Here is an 11,111-nt window from a genome sequence, read left to right as displayed (position 1 = left end):
TCCACGTCAGGGCAGACAGAAGCACCTCCGGCGCACGCCACGGGATTTACCACGCCCCCGGCGCGCACCGAAGGTGCGCTGGATCGCTGACCTGCTATTTTATCCTTGATCATTCTTTCGCTTGGTCCCCTCAAGTACAAGTGTCGACTTGAAATGAATCGGGCTGTCCGGCAGGCTGTGTGCATGACCGACGCACCCCGAGCACGCGCCCCGCTCGCCGAGCTGAGCGAGGTGCAGCGGCGCCGACTCGACCAGGCACAAGATGCCATTGAGAAGGCCCTCAAGAGGGTCGAGGTCCGGCGCGAGGAGTTTGCCGACTTGGCCGCGCAGGTCGCTATCGGCCTGGGACGGGGCGGGGCGTCCGCCGTTGCCCGGCATTTCGGCTGGACCCCGCAGCACGCGTCCGCGCTCGTCGCCGCCTACAGGGCAAAGCAGGCCGCCGAGGAGGGGAACGTCGCATGAGTGCAGCCGCCGACTACGAGATGGGCGTTGACCCCGAGCGGGCCCTGAAGTACGCCGTTCAGCACATGCGTGGGGGCGACCGCGTCGAGATCATCGAAGGAGCCATCGAGCCCGTGTCACCTACCTGGGACCACGAGGCGGCAGCCGAGGCGATCCGCGACCAGATCAAGCCGCGGGTGCGGGAGCTGGACTGCGTCACCGGCTCGGGAAATCTGGACCTTCCTGGTTCGGCGAACTGGTACGTGCCCGACATCGCCGTGGTGCCACTCGACATCGCCAAGGGTGGCGGCGCCTTGCTGCCCGATCAGACGCTTCTCGTGGTCGAGGTGACGTCGGAGTCCAACGCGGACACGGACCGGGTCGTGAAGCGCCGTCGGTACGCCGAATACGGGGCGCCGCTCTATCTCCTGGTCGACCGGATGGAGCGCAGCGTCACCCTGTTCTCGGAGCCCGGCCGCCTCGGCTACACGAAAGCGGACGGACCGCACCCCTTCGGCACGAGGCTGCACCTGCTTGCTCCGTTCGGGATCGATTTGGACACGAGCAGCCTGTAGCCGCAATATCCGTACACCCCGGCGCGTCAGCCGGATCCCGCTGAGAGGCAGGCGCGCCGCGTCCACGCCAGTCAGGCTGCCGAGGGCGGGCGCCAGCCCTCTGTCCCTCAGAGGACTGCTCATCACGACTCCGAAGGGCCTCATCGATTTCCGCCGTGCCATGAGTTCGATCCCACCTTGGCATCCGACTAACCGGACCGCTGGCCGACGGCTCCCCCCGGCGCGCAGGTGCCTTTCATACAGGGGCTGGCGTACTGTGCGCACTCGGAGAGCTGATGAATTGACTGAGGGGCGGCCGTGCGGGGGCGGCGTTGGCGGCATGGGGACTCCCCCGGTGGGGCCATAGTGGCCTTGACGGTGTCCGTGGCCGTGCTGCTCACGGCGGCCGCTGCAACGCTCTGGGTCAGCGTGCCGAACTTGGCACTCGCGGCGCAGTGGGACGGGACCTCAGGGGTGATGTCCATTCGCTCGTGCAGCGAAGTGGGACCACCCAAAGAGCGACATCAACGATGTGCGGGGTCCTTTCGCTCCGATGACGGCAAAACGGTGGACCCGGATGCAGCGATCTCCGAGCCTCTGGCTCCAGGGACAGTGCTGGCGGTCCAGCGTGCACCGGACGGCACCTACGCCAGTGTGGGGATCGCGGCCTTCTTGGGCTGGCTCGCCGTGACCTTGCTCGGTGCTGCGCTGGGCGGCGCCGCGGTGCTGATCGGCATTGCGCCGACCCTCCGCGTACGCATACGCCCAGGCTGGGTGACGATCTTGGTGTTTCTGAGTGCAGCCCTACTCTCTGCGTTGACCGGCGCGATCGCAGGATCCCTGGCCGGATAGGGTCACTGCCTGCTTGTGCCGGGAGTTTCAATGACCCCGTCAAGCGCCGCTGCCTGGGCCTGGAGCACCAGTTGGGAAGATCGCGTATGCGAGTGGGTTCTGACCTGGTGAGGCGCTGGCCTGTGCGTTCTCCGGACGTTCGCCGACGTTCCCAGCGGCCCCCAGCAGTCGCCACCTGATCGGGCACAGATGGGGCACGGGCACACGTGTAAGGGCCGTTGGCTGGCGAAGTCAGTGGTCGGCTCGATACTTGCCGACGCTGTGCGGACCGCGAAGACGAGGGCGTTCGGGCTCCTGGACGGCACCCTGCTGGCAGGCATCGGCTCGTGAGCTGCGGAACGAAGTTCCCCGCCCATCCAATCGCCGGGTAGGCCGAGGCCGACCCCTGGGCCCCCGCGCTGCCCCCGCATCATCGCGACGACGTTGGGTCATGCTTCCAGCTTGCGATCAAGAAGCGGACGTCTTCGATTGGAACCAGGCCTCCTATGGATATACACGCCTGACCATGGAGAGCGTCGGACCCTGCGCCCAAGAGCGTTAATAAGGGGGTGCCATGAGAACGAACATGATCCGCAACGACCGCATGGCCATCACCTACGACGTGATCAACGGCTGGACCGTTATCGAGGTCGATGGCGAGGTCGACGCCCACACCGCTCCTCTGATCTGCGAAGCAATGATCAAGCTGCTCGACGAAGGACACCGTCACTTCGTCCTCGACCTGTCCATCGTTCCCTTCCTCGACTCGATGGGGCTGCGCATGGTCGTGGCGGTGACCAAGAGCATCCGCGACCGTGAAGGCTCACTGCGGATCACGTGTACCTCCAGCCGAATAATCAGGGTCTTCGAGTTCACCGGCCTGGGAGACGCCTACGAGTTCTACAGCTCACCCGAGGAGGCAACACGACGCGGCCCGCTGGCCGGCGGCCCCGGCCGCCCACGAGGCCGGACTAGCAGCCCCGCCCCCGCCACGCCGTCGGCAAACACCCCTAGGCGGGTGTGAGGGGCTGGATGCAGGTGCAGGCACGGGCCCCTGCGCGACCATGTGAGTTCCTACGACGCATCCGGACCGGAGCACCGTGCGTGATGGCCACCGGCGTCCGGCTGTGTACGGCCTCGGTGCCGTCAACCGCGGCCGTCACTGCTGTGGGTTCGAGGTCTGGCGTTTGATTGCGATGATGGCGGCGTCGTCGCCGAGCGGTCCGCCGACGTGGGTGAGGAGATCGGTGCGGATGTGCTGGAGGAGTTCTGCGGGATGGTGGTGGGTTTGGGTGGTGAGCCGTTCGGTGAGTGGGTAGAAGACTCCGGTGGTGTTGCGGGCTTCGATGACGCCGTCGGTGTACAGCAGGAGGGTGTCGTCCGCACGCAGGCCATGAGTGTCGAGGTGGTAGGTGGTTCTCGTGAGCGCGGCTAGGCCCAGCGGGGGTGCGGGTTGGCTGGCCTCCAGCGCCATGACTTCGTTCGGGCGAAGGCGTAGGGGTGGGGGATGTCCGCAGGTGACGCTTCGCACGACGGGCTCGTCGTCGGGGATTTCGAGGATTGCGGCGGTGACGAAACACTCCCCGTCCCGCTCGGATTCGACGGCCTCGCTCATGTTGTAGCGGACACTTCTGTCCAGTTCGGCCGCAAGTTCTGGCAGGGTATCCGGACTACGGGCATACTCACGAAACGCACCGACCAGCCGGGCGGCGTCGCCAACCGCGGTCAGTCCCTTGCCGCGCACGTCTCCGATGATCAATCGTGTCCCGGTGAGTGTGCGCACGGCGGCGTACAGATCCCCGCCGACCTGCGCTTCGTCTTCGGCGGCCAGGTACACCGTGGCCGTGTGTAGCGGGCCGAGGTGGCGGGGCAGGGGAGGCAGCACAGCGAGTTGGGCGGCCTCGGAGACTGTTCGCACCTGGATCAGTTCTCGCTGACGCCGCTCCCTGACATGTCCGCAGGTGGTACTGCATATTGCGGTCACGATCAGGGCTGTCATCTGCGGTACGGGCAGCGCCATGTGGTGTATCGCGCAGAGGGCCACCGTGCTGGCCGCGGCCGTGATCCCGACCAGCGCCGTGACCCGGGCGCAGATGTACCAGGCCGTTATGACCGGCACCATGATCAGCAGGTCGCACAGGTGGAGGGACGCGGGCTGCGAAGGACAAATGAGCGTGATCGCCAGAATGGCGAGAAAGGGCAGCACCGCCAGTGCGGAACGCCGCTTTCGCTCGTCACGCGGAAGAGTGCGCAACCAACAGTTCACGATTCCTTGCCACACTCGCCGTAGCCTCTGGGCGTGGCGTGGAATGCCAAGCAGACGATCTAGCAACGCTTTCGCCATGAAACCTCCGTGTCGGCGAAACTCGGCTGGAATTTCGCTGCGCCCTCCTTCGCCCTATGACCGGCGACGGCCTGGCCGATCGCCTTACGGCTGGTGCCGCGGCGCAGCGACAGGGTGCCGGCCGTTCCCCGTTCGCGGCCCGTGCGGCAGTGGCTGTTCGGTCCATATGACCTTGCCGGCCTTCGTGTGTCGCGTCCCCCAGCGGTCGGCGAGTTGGGCGACGAGGAACAGACCGCGTCCGCCCTCGTCGGTGGTGGCCGCGTAGCGCAGGTGTGGGGAGGTGGTGCTGCGGTCGGAGACCTCGCAGATCAGAGAGCGGTCACAAAGTAGCCGCAGGTGGGTCGGTCCGGTGGTGTGGCGGATGGCGTTGGTAACCAGCTCGCTCAGGATCAGCTCCGTAGTGCAGGCCATCTCATCAAGGCCCCAGCGCGACAGCCGGCGTGTGACGGCGGCGCGCAGGCCTGCCACCGCCGCCGGGTCGGAGGGTATGTCCCAGTCGGCGACCTGATCGGACCGCATGACGCGGGTGCGGGCGACCAGCAGCGCGATGTCGTCGCTGGGACGGTCCGCAAGCATCGCATCGAGCACGCTCGCGCAAGTCCCCTCTGGCCCCATATGGCCGTCGGCGGCTCGGCTCAAGGCGTCGCGCAACCTCGCGAGGCCGGTGTCGATGTCCTGGTCGCGGCGCACGATCAGTCCGTCGGTGTAGAGCACGAGTTGGCTGTCTTCGGGTATTTCCCAGTCGGCGGCCTCGTAGGGCAGGCTGCCCAGTCCCAGTGGCGGGCCGACAGGCACGTCGGGGAAGTCCACCTGGCCGTCGGGGCGTACGACGGCGGGCGGCGGATGCCCGGCCCGGGACACGGCGCAATGCCGGGAGACCGGATCGTAGATCACGTACAGGCACGTCGCACCCGTAAAGGAGCCCTCGCACCCTGCTACGACCCCGTCCGAGCAGCTCGCGATCAGATGGTCGAGACGTCCCAGGAGTTCGTCGGGCGCCAGGTCGAGTGAGGAGAAGTTGTGGACCGCGGTGCGCAGCCGCCCCATCGCGGCGGAGGCGCGCGGGCCGTGGCCGACGACATCGCCCACCACCAGGGCAACGCGAGCGCCTGGCAAGGGGATGACGTCGAACCAGTCGCCGCCGACCCACGATTGCGCGGGCAGATAGCGGTAGGCGACCTCAAGGGCGTTCTGGGCCGGCAGGCCCTGGGGAAGCAGGCTGCGCTGCAAGGTGATGGCCATGGTGTGTTCGCGGCTGTAGCTGTGGGCGCGGTCGATACACACCGCCGCGTGCGCGCCCAGCTCTTCCGCGAGCGAGAGGTCGTCCACCTCGAAGGGGGCAGGCTGCCGCGAGCGCCAGAAGGTGGCCACGCCGAAGACCGTCCCGCGTACACGCAACGGGACGGTGATGAGCGAGTGGACGCCATAGCCGATGATCCGTCGGGCGCGCACCGGATCCTGCGCCCGCCATCCCGGAACGTCGTCCAACCGCGCCGCGAGCACCGCCGGTCCGCCGCCCAGGCCCGCGGCCTGCGGCGTGTCCGGGTGGAAGGCGAACTGCAAACCCGCCGGGTAGCAGGGAAAGTCATCCCGGATGCCGCTGACGGCGACCCGACGCACCCTCCCATCGCCCTCGGGCGACGACTCCTCCCCGTCTGGCATGGGCTCGGTCAAATCAACGGTCACGAAGTCGGCGAAGGCGGGGACCGCGGCTTGCGCCAGCTCTTCGGCGGTCTGCGTCACATCGAGCGTGGTGCCAAGGCGCGCGCCCGCGTCGTGCAACAGCTTCAGGCGCCGCCGGCACGCATCGTTAGCCCCACCGGACAACGTGCGCAGAGGCACTTCCTCACGCCGGCGCATGGGGCGCCGACCGCCCAACCGTGCCCGCGATCGAACCTTTGTCAGGTACGCACCCACAGAGGCGCTGAGAATCATGGCGCGCATGATCACAAGTCCTTCTCAACGTTGATTTCACATGCGGGACGTCGGCGCCGACGTCCCGACGTGCTCTACGTCGACCGCGGCTACGACCATGACATCTACCGCAAGCCGGGCATCCGTCCCGTCATCGCACGGCGCGGCACAGACCACGGCAGCGGCCTGGGCAAGACCCGCTGGGTCGTGGAAGCCGCCTTCGCCCTCCTGCACTGGTTCCGACGCCTGCCCATTCGCTGGGAAGTCCGTGCCGACATCCACCAGGCCTTCCTCACCCTCGGCTGCACGATCATCTGCTGGCGACGCCTCAAAACCTCATTTTGATTTGAGTCCTAAAGCAACGGCATTGTCATGCGTTCGACAGGGGGGAACAGTCATGCCGGGCCCGGAGGCCGGCGGCCCTCTTGCAGGACCGTGGAAAACATAACGGGGAAGGACCGGTTGCTGTCCCCCGAATCCTCACGGACGAACGCGGATGATCGTCTTTCCATTGATCCGCTCGTCGAGTTGAAGGCAGCGACGGCATCGTCGAGGGTTGCGACTTGACCAATGTTCGTCCGCAGCCGTCCGTCACGCACCCGCCGGGCGATCTCACCTAGCTGCGCGCGATCGGATACGACAACGAGTCGACCGCCAGGCCGTCGATCGACCGTGCCTCGGGTGGCCCGGCGACGCCCACCAGCATTCCTCCAGCTCGAACCAAACCCGCGGACCGCTTTCCGATGTCGCCGCCGAAGATATCGAACACCAGATCGACTCTGTCGATGTCTTCCGTTCCCGCAGCCTGATCCGTCACACACAATCGCCTTCATCCGGCACCTCCCTGCATCCAGTCCTCGCCTGCACCCATTTTGGGTTTCCCACTATTGGCGGCGTCAGACCTCGGTGCCTTACCGCGCGGATCGGTAGAAATTTCGGCGCAAGGGCATCCCTGTCGAGTGGCGTTTTGAAGCGGCTTAGTATTCCAGCAGCACTTTGACGTTTCCCTGTTCAGGGGCGGTTTGGGTGAGTGTAGTGGGCTGATTGGCGGCGCGTATCCTCTTTCCCGGGCCGCCCCTCGATCGTGTGCAGCCGCCGCTGATAGTGGCAGCGGTCTGGGCAGCTTCCCGGCGTGATCGACGAGCGTGCAGTTGAAATCTGGAACAACGAACTCGAGGAACTGTTCTTACGTACCGGTCACCGTTTCGGGCGGGTCGAGCCGCGACGCAGGATGCGTGACTACATCCGTGGACTGCTGGGCCCGGTCGGCCGCAAGAACGACTGGCAGCTGGCCGAATACGCCGGACACGAGGCACGCAAGTGGAGGCCGGCGAGATAGCTGTCTGGGGCCTTGCCGTATCGGGTGGCGATGCCTCGGCAGGCCTTGAGTTTGTTGATCAGACGCTCGACGCCGTCCGCCTCTGGAGCTGTCGACGGTCAGGCAATCCCCCACGATCTACATGATCAGCGTCACGTAATTCCCCATCCCTGCGATCGCGGTTCCCCATGGGGACGGTGAATCCGTCGGTGTGCACTCGGCAGGCCATGACCGGCCTCTACGATGATCGGATGCGCCAGCTCGCCGCAGAGCCGTACTGGAACACCAACGTTGCCCGGCACCCGGGCATCCTCCGGTCTGTTCCTGTGGGGTGCGGCGATGCTCTGGACGTTGGCTGCGGGGACGGGCTGCTGGTACGGAAGCTTGCCGGGCGAGCGAAGCACGTCACCGGGATCGACAAGTCGCCAGACATGATCGCCTGCGCACGTGAGTTGGCTGCCGGGAACCCGCAACTCACCTTCGTCGAGGGCGACTTCGTCACCGCGGAACTTCCCGGTGCGGGGTACGACTTCGTTTGCTCGGTGACCACGATCCACCACATGGACTTCGAGGCGGCCCTCGTCCGCATGCGCGAGCTGCTGCGGCCTGGCGGCACGCTGGTGGTGGTCGGTCTGGCCCGCGAGGCGAGCGTGGCGGAGTGGGCGGCGTTGATCGCGGCTGCCCCGATCGTGCGGATCACGAAGGTGCTGCGTCGCGCGCGTGGCCCGCAGGGCATGCCGGTGGCCGACCCGCAGATGAGCTATGGGCAGGTGCGGACTGCCGCCCGGAGACTGCTACCCGGTGTGCGCTACCGCCGGCATGTGCTGCGCCGGTACTCGCTGACCTGGGAGAAGCCCGCCCACTGATCCGGCATGGATGGCGGTTTTCCCCATCGTGGGCAGTTTGAGCGTCATATGATGGCGGTTCCTCCTTATTCTCCATGGGGAGCGCGGAGTCCGGGATCGAAGGACCTTTCGTCGCGGAGCTGTCCGTGTTCCTCGCCCCGTGGTCCGGCAGGCCGATGGGCCGCCCGGATAGCAAGGAGAACGCTCGTCGTGGTCGACATCACCGAGATCTACGTCCACTGGTACGCGGGCCGCTCGAAGAGCGCGCTGGCCGCGTCGCTGGGGGTGGACCACAAGACGGTCAGGAAGTACCTGGCGCCGGCGGAGGCGTCCGGGATCGCCGGCGAGGCGTTGCCCTCGCGGTCGTTCAGGCACCGTCGGAGACGGACTTGTTCACGATGACTCAACCGGCCGACGCGACGGGCTCCATCCTCACGATGGGAAACTTGCGGGACGTCTTGGTCTCGTAGTGCGCGCTGTCCGTCCAGTAGGCGGACCAGATCCCGTACAGACGCTCCCACTCGGGCGACGGATGCAACACGACGGTGGGCGTCGCCTTCATGACGCGGTCCCCCACCTCGATGGTCACCTCGGACATGGCGGCGACGTTGGCCACCCACGCCGGATCGTTCTGCGCGCCACGCGCCGAGCCGCAGACGAGATAGCCGTCACCGTCGGCGGCGTATATGAGGGGGTTCACCCGTTCCCGGCCCGTACGGCGGCCGACCGTGTGCAGGAGCAGAAGCTGCGCGCCCTCGAAGCGGCCCCCCACCGCCCCGTTCCCGCACCGGAACTCGTCGATGACCCGCTCGTTCACGCCCTGCACATCGGCCATGCCCGCCTCACTCCGCACGAAGATCCACTCCTGTCCTCAGCTAACCAGCAAGCCACCTGGATGCACCCAGCCTCGTCCGGCAGACCGTCGAGGATCTCCACCTCGCCCCGGACCAACCCGTAGCCCTTCGCGTGCGCGTCGCGTACCGCCTGACCGGTGCCTTCGGCCGTCACCGAATCGGTGATGTACCGCTCCATCCGCGGATCACGGTCTGTACGTTTGCATCGAAGTCAGGTTCGACGATCTCCACATCCGGGCCGTACGGGATGAACTGCGGCGACAACGCTCCACCGTTTCTTCGTCTCGGCCAACTCCCCACGGGGCGTGCGATGGTCGGTTGATGGGGCGCTAGCGCCCGTCTTTGCTCGTGTAGGCACGCCCATCCAGCAAGGCCGTATGCACGGCAGGGCCTGCCACCGCAGGCTGCGCGGAGGCTGGCGGCTTGCCCTGCGACCACCGTAGGCATGTCCGCGGCCGAGGCGCGCGCTGAACGCGGTTCGCCCGCTCTCTGTACCGGCGCCTCACCCGTTCCGACGCTGACCTCGCGCTTCAGAGCCGACGCCCCCCGACGATGGGACGGAAGGGATGCGCATGGCGCGCCGCGCTCAGCACGACCACAGAGACCGGAAGCCGGGCACACCGGCTCGGCACGATTCCCAGCCAACGGAGTCGCTTTGGGACACGCTGTCGGTGATGTGCTGGGCTTGGCGGCCGGTGTCGCTGGCAGCCCGCTCCCCATCGTGGCGATCATCCTCATCCCGGCCACGCCCACGCCGCACCATGCCCGGGATGCCGAACGGCTCCAACCCGGACTGAGGGCGGTCGACGGCCGGCTCAGCGCGCGTCGACCCGCTTGCGCCGAAGCGGATTGGAACGGCTCGAGGCGACGGTCCCCTGTGCCGCGGCGCGGGCCGGACCGTCGGGGAGATTGAAAGAGAAGACCGCCGTCAGCGCGGCGATCGCGGCCAGGGCGAGATAGGCGTGCTGGTAGGCGAAGACGGGCGGTTCCACCGCGGCACCCGCCGGGGTGCTCAGACCAGGGCCGTGGTCACCACGGCGGGAGCGAGGGCTCCGCCGGTCTGGCGGACGACGGTGTTCAGGATGGAGGCCTGGGCCAGGTCCGTCCGGGCGAGGGCTGCGGATGGCCCGCCGACCGCCGCGTCCGGACGAAACACGGGAGGTGTACCGCGTCGGCTCTTGTCCCGCTCGGAGCCGTTTCCGGTGTCCTGCCCGTCTTGTCCGTCCGGGCTGCCCCCTTTGACCTGGCCTTTTCCTCCTCGGCGGCGGCTTTCCCCAGAGCGGTGAGCACGTCCTCGCTCAGGTGCATCCCGGCGGCGTCGCGGTGAGCGCGTGCGGTGGTGGAGTCGACGCCGACCAGGGACAGGTCCACCTCGCCCCGCTTCGCCGACTCCGCGATCAGCCCCTCCAGCGGGGCCTCGAACACGCCAGCGTCACGCCACTGACGGAAGCGGTTGGAGACGGTCGACCAGGCGCCGAACTCCTGCGGCATCTCCCGCCACTGCCCGCCGGTCTTGAACCGCCAGAATCACACCCTCGAACTGCTGCCGCAAGCGCTCGGGATAAGGTCCGTACTCGCCGATCGGCAGGTACGCCTGATGAACTCCCACTCCTCGCCTGCCAGTTGCACTCGCGTCACGCAAGACGACCTACCCGATCAGGCCTCCGCACGAAGACAAATCCAAAGATTGACCGCGACTCGATACGCGCCCCAGCAGAACGCGGACTCGGGGCAGTCGTCCCACAGTTGGGTCTCGGCGGTAATGCCGTGCGGTACGAGCACAGCGCGTTCCTTCGGGTCGCCGAGATGTGAGGCCCCACCGTCGAGGTTGCCGGTCGCCCGGGGAGCAGTCTCTGCCGGTGACGGTCCGCAGCTCATGGTCGGGCCGACCAGATGGTCAGGCCGACCACGCCCGTCCACCCCGGTGTGCAGCGGTTGCCAGGCCGACTGCGCAGCCCCGGTCGGGCGGTGCGCAGGAACCTCTGCCTGTTGCGCCGGCCGACTGCGCAC

General features: G+C 67.3%; 10 protein-coding genes and 5 pseudogenes. 8 read left to right on the top strand and 7 right to left on the bottom strand.

What is annotated here, in order from left to right; translation table 11 throughout:
- Window positions 1-183: 183 nt before the first annotated feature.
- The 4 genes from ABZ904_RS48910 (at window position 184) to ABZ904_RS48895 (ending at window position 2,850) form a co-directional block, all read left to right on the top strand.
- On the top strand, window positions 184-462 hold the full coding sequence (locus ABZ904_RS48910; RefSeq protein ID WP_359411270.1) for a hypothetical protein: 279 nt from the start codon (window positions 184-186) through the stop codon (window positions 460-462).
- Window positions 459-1,016: a Uma2 family endonuclease gene (locus ABZ904_RS48905; protein WP_361830640.1), complete on the top strand. Its 558-nt coding sequence runs from the start codon at window positions 459-461 to the stop codon at window positions 1,014-1,016. The genes ABZ904_RS48910 and ABZ904_RS48905 overlap by 4 nt, the downstream gene beginning before the upstream one ends.
- A gap of 363 nt (window positions 1,017-1,379) precedes the next feature.
- Window positions 1,380-1,847, top strand: a complete 468-nt coding sequence (locus ABZ904_RS48900; protein WP_361830638.1) for a hypothetical protein — start codon at window positions 1,380-1,382, stop codon at window positions 1,845-1,847.
- 553 nt (window positions 1,848-2,400) lie between these two features.
- A complete protein-coding gene (locus ABZ904_RS48895; protein WP_361005198.1) occupies window positions 2,401-2,850 on the top strand; it encodes an STAS domain-containing protein in 450 nt (149 codons plus the stop codon).
- Between the two features lie 135 nt (window positions 2,851-2,985).
- On the opposite strand, the gene ABZ904_RS48890 is transcribed toward ABZ904_RS48895, so the two are convergent.
- Together ABZ904_RS48890 and ABZ904_RS48885 are read right to left on the bottom strand one after the other, a co-directional pair.
- Complete coding sequence (locus ABZ904_RS48890) at window positions 2,986-4,170, bottom strand: PP2C family protein-serine/threonine phosphatase (RefSeq protein ID WP_361830636.1); 1,185 nt, start codon at window positions 4,168-4,170, stop codon at window positions 2,986-2,988.
- 84 nt (window positions 4,171-4,254) lie between these two features.
- Window positions 4,255-6,006 (bottom strand): annotated as a pseudogene (locus ABZ904_RS48885) (SpoIIE family protein phosphatase); the annotation flags it as partial.
- A gap of 144 nt (window positions 6,007-6,150) precedes the next feature.
- Here ABZ904_RS48885 and ABZ904_RS48880 point away from each other — a divergent pair.
- A pseudogene (locus ABZ904_RS48880) lies at window positions 6,151-6,429 on the top strand (IS5/IS1182 family transposase); the annotation flags it as partial.
- 271 nt (window positions 6,430-6,700) lie between these two features.
- Here ABZ904_RS48880 and ABZ904_RS48875 read toward each other — a convergent pair.
- The gene (locus ABZ904_RS48875) at window positions 6,701-6,901 is read right to left on the bottom strand and encodes a hypothetical protein (RefSeq protein ID WP_361830634.1); all 201 of its coding nucleotides are present in this window, start codon (window positions 6,899-6,901) and stop codon (window positions 6,701-6,703) included.
- Window positions 6,902-7,240: 339 nt separating this feature from the next.
- Here ABZ904_RS48875 and ABZ904_RS48870 point away from each other — a divergent pair.
- Window positions 7,241-7,390 (top strand): annotated as a pseudogene (locus ABZ904_RS48870) (IS701 family transposase); the annotation flags it as partial.
- On the opposite strand, the pseudogene ABZ904_RS48865 reads toward ABZ904_RS48870, so the two are convergent.
- Window positions 7,324-7,506, bottom strand: a pseudogene (locus ABZ904_RS48865) (hypothetical protein); the annotation flags it as partial. The pseudogenes ABZ904_RS48870 and ABZ904_RS48865 sit on opposite strands and share 67 nt — an antisense overlap.
- A gap of 147 nt (window positions 7,507-7,653) precedes the next feature.
- Here ABZ904_RS48865 and ABZ904_RS48860 point away from each other — a divergent pair.
- Both ABZ904_RS48860 and ABZ904_RS48855 read left to right on the top strand, forming a co-directional pair.
- Window positions 7,654-8,268, top strand: coding sequence for a class I SAM-dependent methyltransferase (locus tag ABZ904_RS48860; RefSeq protein WP_361005207.1), 615 nt, complete (start codon window positions 7,654-7,656; stop codon window positions 8,266-8,268).
- A gap of 189 nt (window positions 8,269-8,457) precedes the next feature.
- Window positions 8,458-8,649: a hypothetical protein gene (locus tag ABZ904_RS48855; RefSeq protein WP_361005216.1), complete on the top strand. Its 192-nt coding sequence runs from the start codon at window positions 8,458-8,460 to the stop codon at window positions 8,647-8,649.
- 1 nt (window position 8,650) lies between these two features.
- On the opposite strand, the gene ABZ904_RS48850 is transcribed toward ABZ904_RS48855, so the two are convergent.
- The 3 genes and pseudogenes from ABZ904_RS48850 to ABZ904_RS48840 form a co-directional block, all read right to left on the bottom strand.
- Entirely contained in the window at window positions 8,651-9,082 is a 432-nt protein-coding gene (locus ABZ904_RS48850) for a nitroreductase/quinone reductase family protein (RefSeq protein ID WP_361005210.1), read from the bottom strand.
- Window positions 9,083-9,916: 834 nt separating this feature from the next.
- Complete coding sequence (locus ABZ904_RS48845; protein ID WP_361005213.1) at window positions 9,917-10,093, bottom strand: hypothetical protein; 177 nt, start codon at window positions 10,091-10,093, stop codon at window positions 9,917-9,919.
- Between the two features lie 244 nt (window positions 10,094-10,337).
- Window positions 10,338-10,739 (bottom strand): annotated as a pseudogene (locus ABZ904_RS48840) (transposase); the annotation flags it as partial.
- Window positions 10,740-11,111: the final 372 nt, after the last annotated feature.

Origin of the sequence: Streptomyces sp. NPDC046900 (assembly GCF_040644975.1) — a bacterium.
Classification (GTDB): domain Bacteria; phylum Actinomycetota; class Actinomycetes; order Streptomycetales; family Streptomycetaceae; genus Streptomyces.
Note: the sequence above shows the minus strand (reverse complement) of the source record. Positions and strands in the feature narration are given on the sequence as shown.